Raw genomic sequence first — 22,269 nt, forward strand, 5'->3', positions numbered from 1 at the left:
TTTAAATGGATTACATAGAATGGCTATTAAATACAATTTACTCATCGCGGCCACGTTATTTGCATCAACGTCTGCCATGGCTGGTGATTTTTCACTTGGAGCGGGGGCTGTATTTAATGAGTCTCCTTACAAAGGCTATAACGAAAATACTACCGCAGTACCGTTAATTAGCTACGAAGGCGATCGCTTTTATGTTCGCCAGACCACGGGTGGATGGATCCTGTGGAAAGACGCAAAAAATGAACTCAGCCTGACCGCAACGTGGATGCCGCTGCATTTCGATCCTGATGACAACGACGATCATCAGATGAAGCAGCTTGATGAGCGTAAAGCATCTGCGTTCCTCGGTGGGGCGTACTACCGTCACGAAAGCTGGGGGTCGCTGAAAGTGGCCGTTTCTGGCGATGCGATGGATGAAAGCGGCGGCGTGGTGGGCGAGGTATCGTACTTCCGTCCGATCAAAATGGAGCGCCTGACCCTGACACCTTCTGTTGGTGTTTTCTACAGCGACGAAAGCTATAACGACTATTACTACGGCGTATCCGGCAGCGAGTCTCGCCGCTCCGGACTGGATAAATACACCGCTGGCGACAGTTGGACGCCATACGTTGGCATGGCGGCTAAATATCAGTTAACCCAGAATCTGTACCTCAACGCCAGCGCGGTTTACACCGTGTTGCCTGACGACGTGAAGAACAGCCCGATGATCGACCGCGATGACAGCTTCGCGCTGATGACCGGCCTGACCTGGCGTTTCTGATGCGGTAAAGCCGGGTGGCAGGTTCGCCTTACCCGGCCTACTTGAACTGCCATCGCAGTTTTACGTATGCCCGCGCGAGCGAAGCGCCGCCGGGCATTTTTGATTGTAATGAACTCCCATTTTCCTTTCCCTTAAAAACTTCCTCATTAATGTTCCTGATACGCTAATGCGATCTGCGCCATCAATAAAGATGTGCATCATGTGTATCATTCTTAAAGAAAATTAAATCTGGCACTCTCGCCCGTATTTGGCGAAAGGCGGGAATTAAGCACGGATATCAGGAGTCGTTATGTTTTTTCCGGCTTACATTCATTCTGATTCAGACGGTAGCGCCAGCGGCTTTTCCCTGACGTTCCATGCTGTTGTTTCAGGTGATTCCATGTACGACGCTTTTAAGGATGCACGTGATGCGCTCATAGCGCACTTCGAAGCGTATTTCGGGCTGAGGCAGCACGTCGCGTGCTGCCTGGGTAAAAAATTAATTATATAGAGCTGCTGTTGCTTTCAGCATATCAGCAAAGGAATAGATATCATCGACTGTCGTTATAGGGTGACGCGTTTCGTTTTTTTCTATGTCGAAAAGTCCGATGTATTTTTGTGTGCGATTAAAATGCAATCGGCAAAGAGGTTTGCGGTTGTTGTCATCTACAAGAACACCAAAGTAACTTTTGGTATCTCGATGAGTTATACGGGGTGCCTCCAGTACCGCTCTGGTGATTGCTTTAACAATATGATATCCCTCGAGCTCCTCTAGCGTTGTAACCACGTCGCTTTCATCTTTATGTTCGTCTTCCTCAATATGTGATGATTCATTTGGAGTTTCGATGATCGCTGGGGTTATGCCCGTAATAGCTGACTTGAGGCGCTCATTAACCTGATCATTTATGTACTGACTTGCAGCTTTTTTGGTCAAATTTAAAAAAGACTCTCTGACTTTTTGAGTCAGAATCCCATCATAAACTCGGGATGCAAAAAATTTCACAAAGTCATCTTCAGGATTATTTAGTTGAGAGTGCAGGATTTTTTTGATCTGGCTGACATATTTTAATTCACCAGCAGCATTGATAATTGATTCCAAATCAAAGGAAGACTTAGTTATTTTTTTTAACTCAGGTATGATATTTTCGTCAATATCAAGAAGATCTACTTCCAAAAATGGTTTTTCATCCATTTTATTAGGGGCATCCAGATCTGTGAAAAATTTATAATTTTGTCCATTGGTGAGTATTGAAATTCTGGCGTTTGTTACATGAAAATACCTGAATAATTGCGAGGCATGATTTATATTTAATGGTTCGCCAATTTTTTTACATTCAATAAGTATCTGCACATCATTGTTTTTCATTATGGCATAATCGATTTTCTCGCCTTTTTTTGTACCAACATCACAGACAAACTCAGGTGTCACCTCTGAAGGATCAAAAACATCATAACCCAGAACGTTATGGATGAATGGCATTACAAATGCAGTTTTTGTTGCTTCTTCAGTATTAATTGCATCAAGTTGTTGTCTTATTTTATTTGATAAGGCATTTAATCTTTCTGTGAATTCCATGGGATATCCTTATTTTTAGCTGTGTGTCTTTATGGAATAACACTAAAAGGCATCTCAGACAATGGTATGTCTGAGCTGAACGGCTGCAAAAAAACAATATCGAGGGTTAGATCACATTGTCTTTCAATCGATGATAATCAGGGAACTCGGCATCACCGAACTCCATAAAAATATTATATATTCATAAAGGTGATATTATTCTTGTTTATGTTCCATCCACCCAGATCCGCATTTCTCCTTCTCCCCGATTTGCCCAACTGAACCAGGGAATAAGAGTCAGCGTGCAAGGCTGGCGCTGGAGATGATTTTACAGCAGGTGTCGCTCTCTTAAGAGTATGAAGACAGCGCGGATCAGGCCGGTGCGGCGATTGCGTGGAAGACGAAGCAGCTCATTCGCACGTAGTTTCATTTACCGCTTTCGAAGTCGCAGCCAGCAAAAGCGTTGCACGGCAGTATTGATTACTTCGGGCGCGTGTTTCGCCGGACTTTCCATTTAACCCTGACTGAGGCGATACATCGCCTCAGTCAGGGCAGCGGAAAACCGTAGCTGGATGGCTCTGCCTCGCTGACCGAAGTGGCAAACCGCTGCTGTTTTAATCACGTGGGCTATGTTCGGCAGATATTTTCAAAGCATACGGGCTTAACACCCGCTGTCTGGAAACGGCGGTACTGTAAAGAGCATATCAATTCCGGCTGAGCGCATCCTCTTTGACCCATAACACCTTCGCTGAATCTGGCGGTATGTATGATGTATACAGTACCCGCTTTTAATGCACGCGAGGCGTAACAGATGAACCGATTTATCATGGCGGATGCGGAAAAATGCATCGGGTGCCGCACCTGTGAAGTGGCCTGTGCGGTTGCGCATCAGGACAACTTCACCGCACAGGCTTTTACCTCTCGCCTGCGGGTTGTGAAGGGGGATACATACACTACGGCGGTGGGTTGCCATCAGTGCGAGGACGCACCCTGTGCCAATGTCTGCCCAACCCATGCCATTTGCCTTATGGCGGGCGCCTGGCTTGTTGAGCAGACGCGCTGTATTGGCTGTAAAAGCTGCATGGTCGCCTGTCCGTTTGGGGCGATGCAGGTACGGCTGGAGGGAAACAGGCCACAAGCGCTGAAATGTGATTTATGTGTGCAGCGCGAAGGCGGACCGGCCTGCGTGGAGGCCTGTCCAACCCACGCGCTGCGCTGCGTTGATCCTGCCAGTATTCGGGCTGAAAAGCTTACTGCATTTTATTGAAATTCCACGTAAACGTCAGGCTGTAGCGCCAGTCTCTGTTGCGACTGTCTGTCGGAACATCCCCGACGGGTCTTGCCGCCTCAACCGTGATGCTATAGTGGCGGGTATCGCCTACCATCACGCCGGCCGCCACTGACCCGAGCCGCTGATGAGGCAAGCCGGAGGTGTTAAACCAGGTTTGCGCGGTATCGGCCAGGATGTAGGGCTGGATAGTGGCAAGCCAGGTGCTCTCTTTTCGCATCTGGATATAGCGCAGTTCTACCTGCCCGCCGTAGCCGTAGTCACCGCTTGCTTCACTGTCCTGATATCCTCGGCCAAACCGCTGGGCTCCGAAACTAACGCGTTCGGGTTCTGGCAACGTGTTGTTTGACCAGTCCCCCTCCCAGGACGTTGATAGCCGCCATTTATCGGCAAACAGCCAGGCTGCGTCCAGATAGCTTTTCGTGAGCGTAAAATTAATATCGGGCCTGGGGGCCGAGACGATATCGGCACCCATCGCATCAATACCCTGACGAACGTTAAGTCGGCCGCTGATGCTGGCGGTTGTGAATTGATGTGCACCGTTGATGCCGACTTCCAGGGCGGGATAACGCGCGTGCTGATTGACGGAGTCAAGGCTATAGGTTTTGCCCTGCAGTCTGGCCTGCAGAGCATAATCATCCTGGCGGTCGGTGTAATCAAAACCGCTGGTCAGATTAATTTGTGATTTTTGCGTCAGCAGCAGGGGATAGCCAAACGTCACGCCGCCGTTGTATTGCGTTGTTTTTTGCTTCGAATCGACGCTGATATTATTCGGCAAAGAGAGCAGGGGAGAAAAATCTCGCGGCTCTTCATGGTAATAGCTGCCTTTGAGCTGCATCGTCAGCCCTTCATCGTTTAAAAACTGCTGCCAGTTGAGCCCGACATAGTTTTTTCGCGTGTTGCTATCTAACGGCACAAGCGTGGCCACGCCAAGCTGATCGCCATAGCTTGTCATGTTGCTGAGCGTGCCGTTCAGCATCATTAAATCTTGCCCTTTACGGGTATCGATCGTCGAGGCGATATTCCAGCTCCGCTCCTGGTTGCCGGTGATTTGCATCGCCGCCGCGCCATAGATATTGGTTGGCAGCTGCGCGTTAGCCGTAACCGGAACGTTCGGGGTGCGCGTCATCAGCTGGCTGTAGCGATCGAACGTATCCTGAGACAGCGGTTTTTCCGCCATGATTTTTTCGGACAGACGTTTAAGACGTTCAGCGATGTGGGGGTTATTACTGGTGATGTCGCTATGAGCGACATAGCCTTCAACCAGAACAATTTTAATATTGCCCTGCTGGAAATTATTATCGGGCAGCCAGGCATAGGAGAGCGGAAAACCGTCAGCCTTGTAGCGCGCCGTAATATCGTTTACCAGCCCCGTGAGCGTTTTTAGCGGCACGGTTTTTCCGGCGTAAGGTCTGAAGGGCTGAAGTAATTCCTTCAAGGGATAACGCGTGCCGCCAATAAACTGAATGTGATTAATGGTAATGGGCGTTTCAGGCGTCAGCGTTGACTTCGGTTTTTCTATTTTGACGGTCGGCTGTTGAACGGCTTCAGTCTGTTCGGGGGCAACGTTACGAGAAACTTGCGCCGGGTTATCGGGGTTAATAATAGAGGGCAGAGTATCGGCGCGGGCCATGCTCAGCACAACCAGCCCCGTCAGCGAAAAAAGGAAGTGGTGTTTCATCGCGCAATCCCTGTTCGTCATCCCCGGTTGGGGTAAGTGTCGCTGAATAAAGCGCCCCTTAACCAGGGGCGCAGACAGGCAATAAAAGGATTACTGTTTTGGCGTCAGTAGGCTCGACGTTAGCGTGTTGAGCCCGTTAATCGGGTTTGACGTAGATGTGTTTTGGGTTGTGCCTGCATTGGCCGTTACACCCGCAGTCAGCGTATTGAGGGTGGTATTGACCGTTGTGCTCAGGCTATTGTTTGTGGCTGTCACATTGGCATCGGCCGTCAGAGATCCTGTGCCGCTGCCTCCGGTGGTTGATGTGGGTTTCACTAGCGTACCGCTATCCGTGACCGTCTGGCCGACATTTTGAACGACCTGACCGACACCGCTAAGCCCGCTATTGCTGCTGCTAATGTTGGTCCCTACGCCGCTGACGGTGCCACCCACCTGGGTCAGCAGACCGTTGACCGGTGTGCCGAGACCCGTTGTGGTGCCTACGGTTTGCGTCACGCCTTGTACTCCGCCCAGCGTCTTGTTAGCCAGGGTCGTGGTATCGGTTGTTACCTGAGTGACTGCAGGGCTGCTTACCGTGTTGGTGAGACCCGTGCCGGTGTTACTGACCAGTTGCCCGGTACTGTTTACCACGCTGCCCGTCAGGCCCGTTACGCCGCTGACCGATGTTCCGGAAGTGGAACTCGCCAGGCCCGTGCCTACCGTTGAAACGGTATTGCCGAGGGAGGTGACCGACGTGGTCACGCCTTTAACCGTTGTACCCACACCGTTCGGGTTGTTTGGATCGCCAACGCCAGTCGTGACGCCTGTCCCCACGGTGGACACGGCACTGCCAACACCGCTGACGGTGGTTGAAACGGTTGATGTGACGGGATTATTTGTTGGAAGCTGGCTTCCGAGGCCATCCACAGTGGATCCGACGCTGGTCACGGTTTTACCTGCATCACCCAGTATCGTATTTACGCCTGAGGTAGTTGTTCCTCCACTGCCCCCTGAGCCTGAGCCTGAGCCTGAGCCTGAGCCTGAGCCTGAGCCAGAACCAGAACCAGAACCAGAACCCGTTCCGCCACCAGCGCCTGTCCCGGTACCCGAACCCGTTCCGTTGCTGCTCGAACCGCCATTGCTCGCGGTTGTGCCACTTCCATCATCTGAGCCGCTGCTGCTTCCCGTTGCAGGGTTATTTTTGGCCGTTGAGTGAGATCCGCCACCGCTTCCACTACAGGCAGAAAGAGAGAACGCGAGCAGTACCGCAACAGCAATAGCGCTGATGCGACTAACATTATTAGGTAGCATATGAATACTCCACGCAAAAGAACGCCGAGCGGCGTATTAGTGAGTATATGCAGTATTTTTAAATATGCATGAAAGTGGCTGAAGAAGGTATTTTTCTTCGGTGTAGGTGGTTATTTAAAATAACAATAAGTTAGGGTGTTTAATCAGTGCTTAATTATTGAGGGAGTAGTTAGTGGGCGTAAATTAAAGGAATATTCCTAAGAAAACTCAATGAGGATGATAAATGAAACGCTACAGGATATATCCTTATTGTAAGATTCAGATCGCGGAAAAATAAGGCTCTTCATTTGAAGAGCCTTATTATTTAACAATTGCCTTCGAGCCAGGCTTTTTCGATTTCTTCGGCGAGAATTTTAACCCCCGCTTCGATTTTTTCCGGGTCGGGGACGTAGTTCATGCGCATGCACTGATGGGTATGCGGCCACGGCTTATCCAGTCCCGGGAAGAAATAATCGCCCGGAACCATCAGCACCCCGCGCTTTTTAAGGCGCTGGTAGAGCAGTTCGGTAGTGATAGGCAAATCCTTAAACCACAGCCACAGGAAAATCGCTCCTTCAGGCTTGTGGATCAGGCAGCGTTCTTCCGGCAAATAGCGGCGAATTGTTGCGATTGTTTCCTGAACTCGCTGGTAATAGAAAGGCTTAATCACGTCATTCGACAGACGCAGCAGGTCCTTGCGTTTAATCATCTCGCACATCATCGCCGGGCCAATGCCGCCCGGTGAAAGGCTGATAATACCGTTCATATTGGTAATGGCGGTGATGATTTTTTCATTGGCGATGATGATGCCGCAGCGGCTGCCCGGCAGTCCCAGCTTAGAGAGGCTCATGCACAGGACAATGTTCGGGTTCCACAGCGGACGTGCTTCGCTGAAGATAATGCCCGGGAACGGTACGCCGTAGGCGTTATCGATTACCAGCGGAATGCCGTGCTGATTTGCCAGTGCATCCAGCTTCATCAGTTCGTCATCGGTGATCACATTGCCCGTTGGGTTAGTCGGGCGCGATACGCAGATCATGCCCGTCTCTTCACCAATATGCAGGTGTTCAAAATCGACGTGATATTTGAACTGGCCTTCCGGCAGCAGCTCGATGTTCGGGCGCGCGGAGACGAACAGATCCTCTTCCAGGCCGGAATCGGCATAGCCGATATACTCCGGCGCCAGCGGGAACAGCACTTTTTTGGTGGTGCCGTCGGCGCGACGCCCTGCGAACAGGTTAAACAAGTAGAAAAATGCGCTCTGGCTGCCGTTAGTCAGTGCAATATTCTGTGGTTCGATATCCCAGCCCAGCTCGTCACGCAGCATTTCGGCGAGGAGTGCCAGCAGTTCGGTTTTACCCTGCGGGCCGTCGTAATTGCAAAGCGCATCGGTTGCTTTGCCGCTTTCCAGCATCTGAGCGAGCAGGGTCTGGAAATAGGTATTCATCTCCGGGATTTGAGCCGGGTTTCCGCCGCCGAGCATGATTGCGCCCGGTGTGCGCAGCCCGTCGTTGAGGTCCTCCATCAGGCGAGTAATGCCTGAATGGCGGGTAAATTTGTCGCCGAAAAGTGAAAACGTCATAGCAGGTGATCTGTCGAGCTTATTTTGAAAGTGGGTAACCATAACGCTAGCACCGTGTTGGTGCAAATCGGGTAGTGTGGTCGGATTTGTTGTTTTATAGGGCGGGAGTGGGTTTGTGTAGTGAATAGTTCTGGAGCTCCTCCCCTCTCCCCATGGGGAGAGGGTTAGGGTGAGGGGTATGATCTACTGATTCCCCGCCCAGACGACCATCACCTTATCGCCATCATGTTCACGTACGAAGCCATACCCCTCTTTCAGCGACAGCGTGGTTTGTTTGCCTTCACCAATCGCCGGGTGGCGGGCGCGGAACTGACCCAGCGTTTGCCAGTGGGCGACGGTTAAGGCCTGCTTGCCCGTGACGTCCTGCCAGTTCATATCCGAGCGGGTGCCCTGCAGCGGGTCGGAGCCTGTCGGCCCGAATGGGCGCTCGGACTCATCCCCGTAATAGATTTGCACGCTGCCCGGTGCGAGCAGAAGCAGCTCCGCCGCGCGCGGGCCCCCTTCGCGGAACAGGCGCGTATCGTGGGATGAGAGATAGCTCAGCACGTTGAAGCTTTGCAGCTTCTCCGCCATCTGCTGCCAGGTGAGATCCATATCGGCCAGACAATCCACCGCTTTTGCCGCCTGCTCCTGATAATCAAAGTTAATCATCGCGTCAAAACCATGGCGGTAATAATCGCTCTGCATGACGCCGTGGCCCCAGGATTCCCCGGTCATCCAGAACGGTGCACTATCGAGCTTTTTATCCGGGTGAGCGCCTTTCCAGGCAGCCAGCGCCTGGCTTGCCTGGTCTTTCAGCTGTTGCCAGGCCGCAAGCTCAACGTGTTTTGCGGTATCCACCCGGAAACCGTCGATGCCGTAGTCACGCACCCACTGGCTGAGCCAGTGGGTCAGGTAGTCGCGCGGGGTATAGCCCGGAATAGCTTTCGCGTGGGTATCGGGCTTGTGTTGATAGAAATTGGGTAACCCGGAAGGGACGGTGGATTCCGTTTTCAGGTCGGGCAAGAACGCCAGCGACATCGTTAAATCGTCGAAGCCGGGATTATCGTAATCACCGATGTCGGTACGGATCCATTTCTTACCCCACCATTTTTCCCATGCGGCCTTGTCGCTGAAGTTGATGTAGTCGTTGAAGCTATGCCAGCTTTGTCCCGCGCCCGGCTTCCAGTCCGTCCAGCGTTCTCCCAGCGTCTTTTTCAGCTCGTCCCCCTGCAGGTACAGGGCTCCAAACTGATACTCCTGCATGTCTGCAAGCGTGGCATAGCCAGCGTGGTTCATAACGATATCGAACAGAATGCGGATCCCGCGCTTGTGCGCTTCGTCGACAAGATGGCGTAAATCATCTTCGGTGCCCATGTTGGCGTCGAGTTTTGTCCAGTCCTGGGTGTAGTAGCCGTGATAGGCGTAGTGAGGAAAATCTCCTTTGGTGCCACCGCCGACCCAGCCGTGGATCTGCTCAAGCGGGGAGCTTATCCAGAGCGCGTTCACTCCCAGCTGCTGCAGGTAGTCGAGCTTGCCGGCGAGTCCCTTGAGGTCACCACCGTGGAAGGTGCCAATCTCCTGCATGCCGTCTTTATGGCGACCGTAGCTGTTGTCGTTACCCGGGTCACCATTCGCATAGCGGTCGGTCAGCACAAAATAGACGGTGGCATTTTGCCAGCTAAACGGCGCAGGCCTGTCGGTTTCGGCGCGCTCAAGCAGCAGCAGGCCGTTACTGTTGACGGCTGGCTGCAGAGTGATGTTTCCATTCTGCACCGTCGCCGTCTGTTTACTGTAGTAGTCGCGCACGACGGAGCCTTCCGGGAAGGTATGGCTGACGTCCAGCGTCAGCGGCTTACCGTCCCACTTCGGACACTGACGGATGACGTTTGCAACCGGCTGTTCTGCGGCGCTCAGAATCGTCAGCAGCAGGGTGGGCGTGCCGGAGCGGGTATCAATCCGTATCTGGTATTCACCGTCGCGGAAAAGGCGCCACTGCGGCGGCGTGCCGTCACAGGGCTTGAGCGACAGCATCTCATTGAGTTTTATCGCGCCTGTAGGCTGCCAGCACGTCTTGTCAAAACTCAGCGTAAGAGGACGCGTACCCTTCGCAAGCTTTGCCTGGCTGGTGAAGACCCCGGTGCCTTCGGCGCTAAATGCGCTAAACCCTGGCGATGACCAGTCGGCATGCGCCAGTGCGGGTAACATCAGAAAGGCTAATGCGGTACGTTTCATTCCTTTTTCCTGTCGCGGCATTTTTGACCAGTGTGCCATCAGACAAGGGGCAAAAACTCATCCCCTGTCGCTTTCCGCCAGGAGGATGCGTGAGGATGAGTGATCTCGCGCAAAATTAGGCAGTTATCTGCGATAGCGCACACAGTTTTTGTGGAATGATGTTTTTATGAGCAAGTTTCAGGTGACATAGTTTCGGAATTGGACTATTTCTATACGTGCTCTTGAAGTCTATTTTTGATATGATTTGAGATTCCGCTCTCAAATTTGTGAAAAAAATAAGGTGTTAGGATGATTACATCCGACCAGGAGACCTAATGATATCGACTCCCATTCGACGATATGGGGCTGCGATACTCATGTTACTCACCACGGCATTTTCGGGTGAGGTGCTTGCGAAGACGCACACGGATACAACGAGTAAGAAAGCCCACGTAATAAAGACGACAAGTAGTAAGGTTAGCAGTAAACAAGAGTATTCTCGCAATAGTGCAAAGAGTAGTTCACTTCCTGATTTGCGAAAATACCCTTCCGGAACACCAAGGAAAAAAGCGTTTCTCCGGACGGTAATGCCTTACATCACGAGTCAAAATGCCGCGATTACTGCGGATCGTAACTGGCTGATTTCCAAACAGTACGATAGCCGCTGGTCGCCATCCGAGCGCGCGCGTCTGAAGGATATCACCAAGCGCTACAAGCTGAGCTGGAACGGTAACACGCGTCGTGTGCCGTGGAATGCTCTCCTTGAGCGTGTGGATATCATCCCAGGCAGTATGGTTGCGACCATGGCTGCAGCCGAAAGCGGCTGGGGGACTTCTAAGCTTGCGCGTAGCAACAACAACCTTTTCGGCATGAAATGCGTGAAAGGCCGTTGTACTAATGCGCCGGGCAAGGTGAAAGGCTATTCGCAGTTTGAATCCGTGAAAGATTCCGTTAGCGCCTATGTGGTGAATCTGAACACGCACCCGGCCTACTCATCGTTCCGGAAATCACGCGCTCAGCTGCGTAAAGCGGACCAGGAAGTGACGGCCAGTACGATGATCCACAAACTGAAAGGGTATTCGACGAAGGGACAGAGCTATAACAACTATCTGTTTGCTATGTACCAGGATAACCAGCGCTTAATCGCCGCCCATATGTAATCGCAAAAAAACGCCTTCCACTGGAAGGCGTTTTCTTTTCTAGATCAGCACCTCGCTGTGGCGATCCCGATACTCTTTCGGCGTGGTGTCATACTCTTTGCGAAACACCGAATAAAAATATTGCAGCGACGGGTAACCGCACATCTGCGAGATTTCGTTGATCGACAGCGATGTGGAGATGAGCAGGCTGCGTGCTTTCTCCAGCTTTTCAGCATGGATGACGGCATGAATAGTTTCGCCCACCTCTTCTTTAAAACGCTTCTCCAGATTCGAACGCGAAATACCCACCGAATCCAGCACCTGATCGACCTTAATCCCTTTGCAGGCGTGGTTGCGAATATAGTGCATGGCCTGAATAACGGCCGGGTCGCTTAAGGAGCGATAATCGGTTGAACGACGTTCTACGACGCGAACAGGAGGCACCAGCAGGCGCTGAAGTGGCAGTGATTCTTTATCGAGCAGGCGATGCAGCAGCTTCGCCGCCTGATAGCCCATCTGACGAGTGCCCTGGGCAACGGAGGAAAGCGCCACGCGGGACAGATAGCGGGTCAGTTCTTCATTATCAATGCCAATCACGCACAGCTTTTCGGGCACCGGAATATGTAAGTGTTCGCAGACCTGCAGCACGTGGCGCGCACGCGCGTCCGTCACGGCAATGATACCGGTTTGCGGCGGCAGCGTTTGCAGCCAGTCAGCGAGGCGGTTTTGCGCGTGCTGCCAGTTTTCCGGCGCGGTTTCCAGCCCCTGATAGACCACGCCGCGATACTTCTCCTGCGCGACCAGCTGGCAAAACGCGTGTTCACGCTCAACGGCCCAGCGCTTGCCGCTGGTGGCGGGTAGGCCGTAAAACGCAAAGCGGTGGACGCCTTTCTCTTTTAAATGGAGAAACGCGGCCTCGACCAGGGCATGGTTATCGGTGGCAATATAGTGAACCGGAGGATAGTGTTCGGGCGAATGGTAGGAGCCGCCGACGCCCACAATCGGAACGTCGACGTCGGTCAGCAACTGTTCGATGACGGGGTCGTCATAGTCGGCGATGACGCCATCGCCCAGCCAGTCTTTGATGTTCTCCAGACGGGTGCGGAAATCTTCTTCAATAAAAATATCCCATTCGGATTGCGACGCCTGCAAATATTCACCCACTCCTTCCACCACCTGACGGTCGTAGGCTTTGTTGGCATTGAATAACAACGTAATGCGGTGACGCTTTTCAAACATGGCTCACTTCCTAATTAAGTCACAATACCGTTATCAGGCCCGTCGCTTGGTGGCCGAATCCATCCAGACTGCCAGTAAAAGAATTGCCCCCTTGACGATATACTGCCAAAACGTCGGGACGTCCATCATACTCATCCCGTTATCCAACGACGCCATAATAAATGCCCCCATGACCGCGCCCGCCACGCTACCGATACCCCCTGCGAGGCTGGTACCGCCAATGACGCAGGCGGCGATAGCATCCAGCTCGGCGATGTTCCCGGCGGAGGGAGAGCCGGCGCCCAGACGCGAGCTGAGGATCAGCCCGGCGATAGCGACCATCAGGCCGTTAATGGCGAAGACCGCGAGTTTGGTGCGTTCGACGTTAATACCTGAAAGCCGAGCAGCCTCAAGGTTGCCGCCGATGGCATAAATACGGCGGCCAAACGCGGTGCGCGTCGCCATAAACATACCGCCCAACAGTAAAAGTGCCAGCAGCAGGACGGGTGTCGGGACACCGCGATAGTCGTTTAAAAGCCAGATGGCGCCCAGCACAATGACCGCCGTGAGCGCCTGACGCCCCACCACCGACGTTGACGCCGGAGAAGCGAGCCCCAACGCCTGACGGCGCATGCGTCCACGCCACTGCCATGCGACAAACGCCAGCAATCCCACCACGCCGATGGTAAAGCCCACGCTATCTGAGAGGTAACTCTGGCCAATCTGCGACATGGCTGCACTGGTCGGGGAGACGGTGGTGCCGTTAGTGATGCCGATTAAGATCCCGCGGAAGGCCAGCATCCCCGCCAGGGTGACAATGAACGACGGCACTTTACGATAGGCTACCCACCAGCCGTTCCAGGCCCCCAGAACCAGACCCAGCACCAGCGTGACCGCTACGGTCAGCGGCAGAGGCCAGCCGAGCCATACGTCAAAAATCGCCGCCACGCCGCCGAGAAGTCCCATCATCGACCCGACCGACAGATCGATCTCCGCGGAGATAATCACGAACACCATGCCCACGGCCAGGATGCCGGTGATGGCGGTCTGGCGGAGCAGGTTGGAGACGTTTCGCGCGCTTAAGTACGAGCCATCGGTCATCCAGGTAAAGAACAGCATGATGACGATAATGGCCGCGATCATTACGAAGACCTGCAGGTTCAGCGCTTTTAGCCCTGCGAACGCACCGGGCGTCGGAACGGCGACTTTGATATCAGACGGATTGCTTTTCGACATGACGTTCGCTCCTTAAAGCGGCTTCCATCACCTGCTCCTGCGTCAGGTTCTGGTTAATCAGGTTGGCTTTCAGTTTCCCCTCATGCATGACCAGCACGCGGTCGCTCAGGCCGAGCACTTCGGGTAACTCAGACGAAATGACAATGACGGCAATCCCTTGCTGTACAAGCTGATTAATCAGTTTGTAGATTTCATATTTGGCACCGATATCAATCCCGCGCGTCGGTTCATCAAGGATTAATATGCGTGGATTGAGCAGCAGGCAGCGCGCCAGAATGGCTTTTTGCTGGTTGCCGCCGCTCAGGCGACCAATCGCCAGTTCCGGAGAGGAGGTTTTGACCTTCAGACGGGCGAGTGACTGGAGGATGCACTGTTGCTCTGCGGCATCGTCCAGGCTGCTCAGCGTGCCGGAGAAGCGATCGAGCGCCGCCAGCGTAATGTTTTTTCCCACCGCCATGACCGGCACGATGCCGTCTTTTTTGCGATCTTCCGGCACCATGGCAATGCCGCGGGCGATCGCCTGCTGGCAGTTGTCGATTTTCACCGGCTGGCCGTCGATATAAATCGTGCCCTCCCAGCGCCCCGGCCACACGCCAAAAAGACACTGTACGGCCTCCGTGCGCCCGGCGCCGACTAACCCGGCAATACCGAGAATTTCGCCGCTGTGCAGAGAAAACGAGACGTTATTGACGCGCCTGATGTGGCGGTTAACGGGGTGCCACGCGGTCAGGTTTTCCACGCGCAGCACTTCATCACCTTTGGTGTGAGGCTCATTCGGGTAGAGCGCCGTCAGCTCGCGCCCTACCATCATGGTGATGATGTCATCTTCGCTCATCCCGGCGGCTTCACGCGTGCCGATGTGCTGCCCGTCGCGGATCACGCAGATGGTATCCGAAATGGCTTTAACCTCGTTCAGCTTGTGTGAAATGTAGATGCAGGCGATGCCGTGGTTTTGCAGATCGCGGATGATATTGAGCAGAACCGCGGTTTCCTGTTCGGTGAGCGAGGCTGTAGGCTCATCGAGGATCAGCAGCCTGACCTGTTTATTGAGCGCTTTCGCTATTTCGACCAACTGCTGTTGCCCAAGGCCCAGGTCGCCCACGCGGGTATCCGGTGAAATGCTGAGGCTCACCTGCGCCAGCAGCTTTTCACAGCGGAGCGTCATGGTGTCGTAATCCAGCACGCCGTGGCGGGAAATTTCGGCCCCGAGGAAAATGTTCTCCAGCACGGTGAGATGCTTCACCAGCGCCAGCTCCTGGTGGATGATGGCGATGCCTTTACGTTCGGTATCACGAATGTGTGTCGCCTGGATAACTTCACCGGCAAAGACGATTTCGCCTTCGTAGCTGCCGTGCGGGTAGATCCCGCACAGCACTTTCATCAGCGTCGACTTGCCCGAGCCGTTCTCGCCACACAGCGAAACCACTTCGCCGGGGTTCAACCGGAGGCTGACGTTATCGACGGCTTTCACCGTGCCGAAGCGCTTGGTGATGCTTTTCATTTCAAGTAAATAAGGCATAACTGCTCCACATAACCCGAGGGAAGAACAGTACAACGTGATGCGCCCCCGCAAAGCAGGGGACGCGCCGGATTACAGTTCGCTCTTCTTGTGGAAGCCGTCTTTAATGACGGTGGCGTCAATGTTCTCTTTATTGACTTCAATAGGGGTGAGCAGGCGAGCCGGAACGTCTTTCAGCCCGTTATTTAGCGTTGCGTCTGCTTTAGGCTGCTTGCCATTGCCCAGTTCCACGGCGATTTCCGCCGCCGTATTGGCAAGCTCGGTAATCGGTTTGTAGACCGTCATGGTTTGGGTGCCTGCGATGATGCGTTTTACGCCAGCCAGATCGGCATCCTGTCCTGAAATGGCGACTTTACCTGCCAGCCCCTGTGCACTCAGGGCCTGGATAGCACCGCCTGCGGTGGCATCGTTGGAGGCCACAACCGCATCAATTTTGTTGTTGTTGGCCGTCAGCGCGTTTTCCATAATCTTCAGCGCGTTTTCTGGCAGCCAGCCGTCGGCCCACTGATCGCCGACCACTTTAATTTTCCCGTTGTCGATGTACGGCTTAAGGACTTTCATTTGCCCTTCGCGGAACAGCTTGGCGTTGTTATCCACCGGCGAGCCGCCCATCAGGAAATAATTGCCCTGAGGCACTTTGTCGATCAGGCTTTGCGCCTGTAATTCCCCGACTTTTTCATTGTCGAACGAAATATAATAATCAATGTCCGCATTATTAATCATGCGGTCATAGGCCAGGACTTTAATGCCTTCCTGTTTGGCTTCTTTCACCACGTTACTTAATACCTGGCCGTTATAGGGGATAATGACCAGCACATCGACGCCACGGTTAATCATATTCTCAATCTGCGACATTTGTGTTTCTTCGTTGCCGTTAGCCGACTGAACAAACACGCTGGCGCCGAGGGATTCTGCTTTTTTAACAAAAATATCGCGATCTTTTTGCCAGCGCTCCAGGCGCAGGTCGTCAATCGCCATGCCAATTTTGACCTCTTTGGCATGTCCTGCAAAGCTTGCAAGGAGGAGCGTAGTGCAGAGCGTTAGAGTCAGGTTCTTTATCTTCATAATTATTAGGCCTTTTTGTAGGGGTATATGTTGCTGAGATAAAAGAAACATTCACTGCTGGGACGCAGCAAATTTTTAACGCGGAAAGGCGGGCTGGCAATTACAGATTTTTATCTTCGCATTATGATATTTGGTTTATTTCTGAATTTATGACCGTGATCGGATTTTAAAATACGTAACGTCTTAATTACATTTGATTCTGGAATATGCGCCGAAAAATAGTTTGTCTGCGCATTATTTTGCGAGCCAGCGCACAGTTGTGCATTCTCTCAATAGCAGTGTGAAATAACGTAATTGAGCAACCCAAAATGTCTATTCACTATTACTCCTGTATCAACGACTCGCCGCATACCCTGATTATGGAGCTCAATATGCAAGCTTATTTCGACCAACTCGATCGTGTTCGTTACGAAGGCCCGAAAACGACCAATCCTTTAGCATTTCGTCACTACAACCCGGATGAGCTGGTGCTGGGTAAGCGCATGGAAGATCATCTGCGCTTTGCCGCCTGTTACTGGCATACCTTCTGCTGGAATGGCGCCGATATGTTCGGCGTGGGCTCCTTTGATCGCCCATGGCAGCAGCCGGGTGAGGCCATCGAACTGGCAAAGCGCAAAGCCGACGTTGCGTTTGAGTTCTTCCACAAACTGAACGTGCCGTACTACTGCTTCCATGACGTCGACGTGTCGCCGGAAGGCGCATCGCTGAAAGAGTATCTGAACAACTTTGCACAGATGGTGGATGTACTGGCAGCAAAACAGCAGCAAAGCGGCGTAAAGCTGCTCTGGGGCACGGCAAACTGCTTCACTAACCCACGCTACGGCGCGGGTGCGGCAACCAACCCGGATCCGGAAGTGTTTAGCTGGGCGGCCACGCAGGTGGTGACGGCAATGAATGCCACGCATCAGCTGGGCGGCGAAAACTATGTTCTGTGGGGAGGCCGTGAAGGCTATGAAACCCTGCTCAACACCGACCTGCGTCAGGAGCGCGAGCAGATTGGCCGCTTTATGCAGATGGTTGTCGACCACAAGCACAAAATTGGCTTCCGCGGCACGCTGTTGATTGAGCCGAAGCCGCAGGAACCAACGAAGCATCAGTATGACTACGACGTGGCGACGGTGTATGGCTTCCTGAAGCAGTTCGGTCTGGAAAAAGAGATCAAAGTGAACATTGAGGCCAACCACGCCACGCTGGCGGGCCATTCTTTCCACCACGAGATCGCGTCTGCGATTGCGCTGGGCATCTTCGGCTCTGTCGATGCGAACCGTGGCGATGCGCAGCTGGGCTGGGACACCGATCAGTTCCCGAACAGCGTGGAAGAGAATGCGCTGGTGATGTACGAGATCGTTAAAGCGGGCGGTTTCACCACCGGTGGCCTGAACTTTGACGCCAAAGTGCGTCGCCAGAGCACCGACAAATACGATCTGTTCTACGGCCACATTGGCGCGATGGACACCATGGCGCTGGCGCTGAAGGTGGCGGCACGTATGATTGAAGACGGCGAGCTGGATAAACGCGTGGCGAAGCGCTACAGCGGCTGGAACAGTGAACTGGGCCAGCAAATTTTGAAAGGGCAGTTATCGCTTGCGGACATCGCGAAGTACGCTGAACAACATCAGCTGGCGCCGCAGCACCAGAGCGGGCACCAGGAACTGCTGGAAAATCTGGTTAATCACTACCTGTTCGATAAATAACAGCATCCAGGCCCGGTACGCGGAAGCGCCACCGGGCATTTCTGTCAAAGGAGTCACCGCAATGTATATCGGGATTGATCTGGGCACATCGGGTGTGAAAGCCATCCTGTTAAGCGAGCAGGGCGAGGTGTTAGCAATGCAGACAGAAAAGCTGCAGGTTTCACGTCCGCATCCGCTGTGGTCGGAACAGGACCCGGAGCAGTGGTGGCAGGCAACGGATCGTGCAATCAAAGCTTTAGGCGAGCAGCATAGCCTGCGCGACGTTAAAGCGCTGGGGATTGCCGGGCAAATGCACGGTGCTACGCTGCTGGACAGCGAGCATCGCGTGTTGCGACCCGCCATTCTCTGGAACGATGGCCGCTGTGCGGAAGAGTGCGCGCTTCTTGAGGCGCATGTACCCACGTCTCGTGAAATTACCGGCAACCTGATGATGCCCGGCTTTACTGCGCCCAAACTGCTGTGGGTGCAGCGACACGAGCCGGAGATTTTCCGTCAGGTGGCGAAAGTTCTGCTGCCGAAAGACTATCTGCGCTTTCGTATGACGGGCGATTTTGCTTCCGACATGTCCGATGCTGCAGGCACGATGTGGCTCGACGTGGCGAAACGCGACTGGAGCGAGGCGATGCTGGATGCTTGCCATCTAACCCGGGAACACATGCCCGCGCTGTTCGAAGGTAGCGAGGTAACAGGCATGTTGCTGCCGGACGTTGCGGAACGCTGGAATATGTCTGCCGTGCCGGTGGTTGCCGGGGGTGGTGACAATGCCGCAGGGGCCGTGGGCGTCGGCATGGTTGAGGCGGGTCAGGCGATGCTTTCGCTTGGAACCTCTGGCGTCTATTTTGCCGTCAGCGATGGGTATCGTAGTAATCCTGAAAGCGCTGTGCACAGTTTCTGTCATGCGCTGCCTGGGAAATGGCATTTAATGTCGGTGATGCTGAGCGCTGCGTCCTGCCTGGACTGGGCGGCGAAGCTGACCGGGATGGCCGATGTTCCTGCGTTGATTGCCGCAGCACAGCAGGCGGATGAAAATGCCGGTACCGTCTGGTTTTTACCGTATCTTTCCGGCGAACGTACGCCGCACAACAACCCGGAAGCGAAAGGGGTGTTTTTTGGCTTAACCCATCAGCATGGTCCGGCAGAACTGGCGCGTGCAGTTCTGGAAGGGGTGGGCTATGCGCTGGCCGACGGGATGGGCGTGGTGCACGACTGCGGCCTGAAACCGACGAGCGTCACCCTGATTGGAGGAGGTGCGCGAAGCCCTTACTGGCGACAAATGCTGTCGGATATCAGCGGGTTGCAGCTGGATTTCCGCACGGGAGGGGATGTTGGCCCCGCGCTCGGCGCCGCGCGTCTGGCGCAGATTGCTGTGAACCCGGAAAAACCGCTTTCACAACTGCTGCCGCAGCTTACCCTTGAGCAGGCGCATTTCCCGAACGCGGTGAACCATGCGCGGTACGCGGAAAGGCGCGCGGTATTCCGTAAAATCTACCAGCAGCTGCTGCCGCTGATGTCGTAAATATGCTTGTCCGGGAGAGGCACGAGGATGTCCTTTTTTGGTCTGTGCGTGCCTTCCTTTCCTTGCCAGTATGGTGTCACACCCACCGGCGAGGAGATTCATCATGTCACGTATTGCACTCATCAATATTGATACTCAGCAGTCCTTCCATCACCGCAATTACTGGCAGGAAAGCGAGATCCCTGCCTTTCAGCAGGCGATTCTGGGGCTGATTGAAGGCTGCCAGGCGCGCGATATTCCGGTCGTTGATATTTTCCATGTAGATGAAGACGGCCCCTTCACGCTGCAAAGCGGCTTTGTTAAACCTATGGCCTTTTTACGTCATCAGCCGGATGTGGTTTTTCAGAAACACGTCCATAATGCCTTCACGGATACCGGGCTTGACCGCTGGCTGCGCGAGCGTGATATCAACCAGCTGATTATCTGCGGCATTCGCACTGAACAATGCTGTGAAACCACCGCCCGGGTGGCATCCGATCTGGGTTATGCTGTGACCTTTGTAAGCGAGGCGACGCTGACGTTTCCCATGACGTACAAAGGGATAACCCTTAGCGCAGCGGAAATTCGCCACCGTACCGAAACGGTACTGTCCGGGCGTTTTGCCGAAATTAAAACGGTAGCGGAGACGCTGGAGTCACTGTAATGAGCATCGACGTCTGGTTCGTCATGTTGCCCGGGGTGCTGTCATTAGATATGACGGGCCCGGCAGAGACCTTTGTGCTGGCTGGCGACGCGTTTCGTCTGCATTACATTGGGCCGCAACCGGACGTTCCGACGTCGATAGGCCTGACGATGAGCGGCATTCAGCCGCTGCCGGAACGTCTCCCGGAAGGCAGCCTGCTGGTGCTGCCGGGGGTGAACGACTCCCGCTATCAGTTTTCGACACCACAGGCGTTACGGATACAGCACTGGCTGATGCGCCTGCAGCCGGCCATTCAGCGCCGGGATATCACGGTGATGTGCGTCTGTTCAGGGGCGCTGCTGGCGGCGAAATCGGGTTTGCTGAACAACCGGCAGTGTACAACCCACCATGACGTTATCAGCCGTTTACGCACCGCAGCCCCCTCGGCGACGATTAAAGAAAACCGCATATTTGTGCAGGATGAGAACATCTGGACCAGCGCGGGGATCACGTCGGGCATCGATCTGGCGCTGCATATGATTAACCGCCTGTGCGGTCCCGAAAAGGCGCTGAGTGTGGCGCGTGAGATGGTGGTCTGGTTCCGCCGTTCCGGTGACGATCCCCAGCTATCCCCGTGGCTGCGCTACCGCAATCATCTTCATCCGGCGATCCATCGGGCGCAGGATGCGCTCACCGCCGAGCCGCAAAAAGCGTGGCGCTTGCCTGACATCGCCGCGCTGGCGCACGTCAGCCCGCGCCATCTCACCCGGCTTTTCCAGACTCATTTAGGCATTAGCGTTCGCGATTATCTGGAGCAGCTGCGTCTGGCGGTGGCGGAACAGTGGCTATTGCAGGGGCGCGGCGTGGAGCAGGCTTCGCTGGCGGCAGGGTTTTCCTCCCCGCGCCAGTACCATCGCGCGCGGCAGCGCAGCGTTAGCTGACGAAGCGGCGAACGTCTATTTTTTGCAGCAGCATCGACAGCAGCAGGCTGATCGCCAACGTGGCGGCAAAAATCCAGACCATATCCAGCACCGGCCAGCTTTTTAGCTCAATGCCTCTCGTGCGCAGCGCGTGGATCACCAGCGCGTGAAAACCGTAAATCCCGAGAGAGTGTCGTGAAATGACGCTCAGTACGGGAAGGGGACGCGCATTCAGGGTGTTTTTGGCGAGCGTGAGCAGCGATACGGCACAGATAAAGACCATCGGCCCGCAGTAGAGATACCAGGTATCGGCAAAATTACCGCGCCACTGCAGCTCATGCAGCGTCCCGCGTGAAATCACCGCCACGCCAGCGATAAACAGCGCCCCGCAGAGCCAGCTCAGACCGCGTTTTTGCGTGTCCATCATCCCGATGGCGCGCCCCAGCATGCCGTAAAGCACGTAGTAAAAGGTATCGCCGTTGATATAGAGGTTCACCGGCAGCCACTCAAACCCGTCGATTTTCTGCGAAACCGTATTCGGGTTGGCGATGATGCCAATCACCACCATCAGGGCCAGGAGCATTTTCCCGCTGACGTTTTTCACCTGAATGAGCGGGGAGACCAGATAGATAACGATAATGGCGAAGAAGAACCACAGGTGGTAGAACACCGGTTTTTGCAGCACGTATTTCAGCGATAGTCCGGCGTTTATTGAGGTAAACAGGGTGATATAGAGCAGGGCAACGGCGCTGTAAAACCCCAGGCAGGCCGCAATGCGGATGAAGTGCCGCGGCTGCGCGCTGCGCTCGCCAAAAAAGAGAAAGCCGGAAATCATAAAGAACAGCGGCACGCTGACGCGCGACGCAGAGTTGAGAATATTGGCGATATCCCAGTTAACGGGGCTGATGCTGTGGGCATTCGTGACGTACCAGGTCGTCGTGTGGATCATGACCACCATCAGACACGCTATTCCTCGCAGGTTATCAATCCAGTTAATTTTTGACGGCATCAGTTCCTCGTATTCCCTGTAAAT

General features: G+C 54.0%; 19 protein-coding genes and 1 pseudogene. 9 read left to right on the plus strand and 11 right to left on the minus strand.

The annotated features are described in order from the left end of the window. Positions 1-19: 19 nt before the first annotated feature. Both ELK40_RS01510 and ELK40_RS22775 read left to right on the plus strand, forming a co-directional pair. Positions 20-760 (plus strand): MipA/OmpV family protein, encoded by a 741-nt coding sequence (locus ELK40_RS01510; protein WP_115876682.1) that lies wholly within the window; start codon positions 20-22, stop codon positions 758-760. Positions 761-1,049: 289 nt separating this feature from the next. Next, positions 1,050-1,250, plus strand: a complete 201-nt coding sequence (locus ELK40_RS22775) for a hypothetical protein (RefSeq protein WP_115876681.1) — start codon at positions 1,050-1,052, stop codon at positions 1,248-1,250. Here ELK40_RS22775 and ELK40_RS01515 read toward each other — a convergent pair. Continuing rightward, complete coding sequence (locus ELK40_RS01515) at positions 1,239-2,315, minus strand: type I restriction endonuclease (RefSeq protein WP_115876680.1); 1,077 nt, start codon at positions 2,313-2,315, stop codon at positions 1,239-1,241. The genes ELK40_RS22775 and ELK40_RS01515 overlap by 12 nt on opposite strands. 289 nt (positions 2,316-2,604) lie before the next feature. Between ELK40_RS01515 and ELK40_RS22835 the strand changes: the two are divergent. Further along, a pseudogene (locus ELK40_RS22835) lies at positions 2,605-3,012 on the plus strand (helix-turn-helix domain-containing protein); the annotation flags it as partial. Between the two features lie 93 nt (positions 3,013-3,105). Further along, positions 3,106-3,561 carry a 4Fe-4S dicluster domain-containing protein gene (locus ELK40_RS01525; RefSeq protein WP_127729159.1) on the plus strand — a complete coding sequence of 152 codons (456 nt, stop codon included), beginning with the start codon at positions 3,106-3,108 and terminating at the stop codon, positions 3,559-3,561. Here the strand turns inward: ELK40_RS01525 and ELK40_RS01530 are convergent. The 5 genes from ELK40_RS01530 to ELK40_RS01550 form a co-directional block, all read right to left on the minus strand. Then, positions 3,545-5,263: a POTRA domain-containing protein gene (locus ELK40_RS01530; RefSeq protein ID WP_127729161.1), complete on the minus strand. Its 1,719-nt coding sequence runs from the start codon at positions 5,261-5,263 to the stop codon at positions 3,545-3,547. The two genes, ELK40_RS01525 and ELK40_RS01530, sit on opposite strands and share 17 nt — an antisense overlap. A 90-nt stretch (positions 5,264-5,353) precedes the next feature. Then, on the minus strand, positions 5,354-6,190 hold the full coding sequence (locus ELK40_RS01535) for a collagen-like triple helix repeat-containing protein (RefSeq protein WP_244599398.1): 837 nt from the start codon (positions 6,188-6,190) through the stop codon (positions 5,354-5,356). A gap of 29 nt (positions 6,191-6,219) precedes the next feature. Beyond that, a complete protein-coding gene (locus tag ELK40_RS22670; protein ID WP_164850609.1) occupies positions 6,220-6,540 on the minus strand; it encodes a hypothetical protein in 321 nt (106 codons plus the stop codon). 317 nt (positions 6,541-6,857) lie between these two features. Further along, entirely contained in the window at positions 6,858-8,114 is a 1,257-nt protein-coding gene (avtA, locus tag ELK40_RS01545) for a valine--pyruvate transaminase (protein WP_127729163.1), read from the minus strand. Between the two features lie 183 nt (positions 8,115-8,297). Beyond that, positions 8,298-10,328, minus strand: coding sequence for an alpha-amylase (locus ELK40_RS01550; protein ID WP_127729165.1), 2,031 nt, complete (start codon positions 10,326-10,328; stop codon positions 8,298-8,300). Between the two features lie 314 nt (positions 10,329-10,642). On the opposite strand from ELK40_RS01550, the gene ELK40_RS01555 reads away from it, so the two are divergent. Beyond that, the gene (locus ELK40_RS01555; RefSeq protein ID WP_111964332.1) at positions 10,643-11,467 is read left to right on the plus strand and encodes a protein bax; all 825 of its coding nucleotides are present in this window, start codon (positions 10,643-10,645) and stop codon (positions 11,465-11,467) included. Positions 11,468-11,506: 39 nt separating this feature from the next. Here ELK40_RS01555 and xylR read toward each other — a convergent pair whose 3' ends face one another. The 4 genes from xylR to xylF form a co-directional block, all read right to left on the minus strand. Next, positions 11,507-12,685, minus strand: a complete 1,179-nt coding sequence (gene xylR / locus ELK40_RS01560) for a D-xylose utilization transcriptional activator XylR (protein ID WP_021242460.1) — start codon at positions 12,683-12,685, stop codon at positions 11,507-11,509. A gap of 33 nt (positions 12,686-12,718) precedes the next feature. Then, positions 12,719-13,900 (minus strand): xylose ABC transporter permease XylH, encoded by a 1,182-nt coding sequence (xylH, locus tag ELK40_RS01565; protein ID WP_127729167.1) that lies wholly within the window; start codon positions 13,898-13,900, stop codon positions 12,719-12,721. Next, positions 13,878-15,419 carry a xylose ABC transporter ATP-binding protein gene (locus ELK40_RS01570; RefSeq protein WP_127729170.1) on the minus strand — a complete coding sequence of 514 codons (1,542 nt, stop codon included), beginning with the start codon at positions 15,417-15,419 and terminating at the stop codon, positions 13,878-13,880. The genes xylH and ELK40_RS01570 overlap by 23 nt, the downstream gene beginning before the upstream one ends. Positions 15,420-15,491: 72 nt before the next feature. Then, positions 15,492-16,484: a D-xylose ABC transporter substrate-binding protein gene (gene xylF / locus ELK40_RS01575; RefSeq protein ID WP_111964335.1), complete on the minus strand. Its 993-nt coding sequence runs from the start codon at positions 16,482-16,484 to the stop codon at positions 15,492-15,494. Between the two features lie 371 nt (positions 16,485-16,855). Between xylF and xylA the strand changes: the two genes are divergently transcribed. The 4 genes from xylA to ELK40_RS01600 all read left to right on the plus strand — a co-directional run bounded on the left by xylA (position 16,856) and on the right by ELK40_RS01600 (position 21,257). Beyond that, the gene (gene xylA, locus ELK40_RS01585) at positions 16,856-18,178 is read left to right on the plus strand and encodes a xylose isomerase (RefSeq protein WP_127732712.1); all 1,323 of its coding nucleotides are present in this window, start codon (positions 16,856-16,858) and stop codon (positions 18,176-18,178) included. Positions 18,179-18,239: 61 nt separating this feature from the next. Beyond that, positions 18,240-19,694, plus strand: a complete 1,455-nt coding sequence (gene xylB / locus ELK40_RS01590; RefSeq protein WP_127729172.1) for a xylulokinase — start codon at positions 18,240-18,242, stop codon at positions 19,692-19,694. A 103-nt stretch (positions 19,695-19,797) separates the two neighbouring features. Continuing rightward, on the plus strand, positions 19,798-20,337 hold the full coding sequence (locus ELK40_RS01595; protein ID WP_127729174.1) for a cysteine hydrolase family protein: 540 nt from the start codon (positions 19,798-19,800) through the stop codon (positions 20,335-20,337). After that, the gene (locus ELK40_RS01600; RefSeq protein WP_127729176.1) at positions 20,337-21,257 is read left to right on the plus strand and encodes a helix-turn-helix domain-containing protein; all 921 of its coding nucleotides are present in this window, start codon (positions 20,337-20,339) and stop codon (positions 21,255-21,257) included. The genes ELK40_RS01595 and ELK40_RS01600 overlap by 1 nt, the downstream gene beginning before the upstream one ends. Here the strand turns inward: ELK40_RS01600 and ELK40_RS01605 are convergent. Then, positions 21,250-22,245, minus strand: a complete 996-nt coding sequence (locus tag ELK40_RS01605) for an acyltransferase (protein ID WP_127729178.1) — start codon at positions 22,243-22,245, stop codon at positions 21,250-21,252. The genes ELK40_RS01600 and ELK40_RS01605 overlap by 8 nt on opposite strands. Positions 22,246-22,269: the final 24 nt, after the last annotated feature.

It is taken from the genome of Enterobacter sp. N18-03635, assembly GCF_004006055.1.
GTDB classification, from domain to species: Bacteria; Pseudomonadota; Gammaproteobacteria; order Enterobacterales; family Enterobacteriaceae; genus Enterobacter; species Enterobacter vonholyi.

Bases quoted from the DNA above. Each gene is read 5' to 3' on its own strand.
- ELK40_RS22670 (WP_164850609.1), bottom strand. From the start codon at position 6,540: ATGTTAGTCGCATCAGCGCTATTGCTGTTGCGGTACTGCTCGCGTTCT.
- ELK40_RS01600 (WP_127729176.1), top strand. From the start codon at position 20,337: ATGAGCATCGACGTCTGGTTCGTCATGTTGCCCGGGGTGCTGTCATTA.
- ELK40_RS01605 (WP_127729178.1), bottom strand. From the start codon at position 22,245: ATGCCGTCAAAAATTAACTGGATTGATAACCTGCGAGGAATAGCGTGT.
- xylF (WP_111964335.1), bottom strand. From the start codon at position 16,484: ATGAAGATAAAGAACCTGACTCTAACGCTCTGCACTACGCTCCTCCTT.
- avtA (WP_127729163.1), bottom strand. From the start codon at position 8,114: ATGACGTTTTCACTTTTCGGCGACAAATTTACCCGCCATTCAGGCATT.
- ELK40_RS01525 (WP_127729159.1), top strand. From the start codon at position 3,106: ATGAACCGATTTATCATGGCGGATGCGGAAAAATGCATCGGGTGCCGC.
- ELK40_RS01550 (WP_127729165.1), bottom strand. From the start codon at position 10,328: ATGAAACGTACCGCATTAGCCTTTCTGATGTTACCCGCACTGGCGCAT.
- ELK40_RS22775 (WP_115876681.1), top strand. From the start codon at position 1,050: ATGTTTTTTCCGGCTTACATTCATTCTGATTCAGACGGTAGCGCCAGC.
- xylB (WP_127729172.1), top strand. From the start codon at position 18,240: ATGTATATCGGGATTGATCTGGGCACATCGGGTGTGAAAGCCATCCTG.
- ELK40_RS01510 (WP_115876682.1), top strand. From the start codon at position 20: ATGGCTATTAAATACAATTTACTCATCGCGGCCACGTTATTTGCATCA.
- ELK40_RS01555 (WP_111964332.1), top strand. From the start codon at position 10,643: ATGATATCGACTCCCATTCGACGATATGGGGCTGCGATACTCATGTTA.
- xylH (WP_127729167.1), bottom strand. From the start codon at position 13,900: ATGTCGAAAAGCAATCCGTCTGATATCAAAGTCGCCGTTCCGACGCCC.
- ELK40_RS01595 (WP_127729174.1), top strand. From the start codon at position 19,798: ATGTCACGTATTGCACTCATCAATATTGATACTCAGCAGTCCTTCCAT.
- ELK40_RS01515 (WP_115876680.1), bottom strand. From the start codon at position 2,315: ATGGAATTCACAGAAAGATTAAATGCCTTATCAAATAAAATAAGACAA.
- ELK40_RS01570 (WP_127729170.1), bottom strand. From the start codon at position 15,419: ATGCCTTATTTACTTGAAATGAAAAGCATCACCAAGCGCTTCGGCACG.
- ELK40_RS01530 (WP_127729161.1), bottom strand. From the start codon at position 5,263: ATGAAACACCACTTCCTTTTTTCGCTGACGGGGCTGGTTGTGCTGAGC.
- xylR (WP_021242460.1), bottom strand. From the start codon at position 12,685: ATGTTTGAAAAGCGTCACCGCATTACGTTGTTATTCAATGCCAACAAA.
- xylA (WP_127732712.1), top strand. From the start codon at position 16,856: ATGCAAGCTTATTTCGACCAACTCGATCGTGTTCGTTACGAAGGCCCG.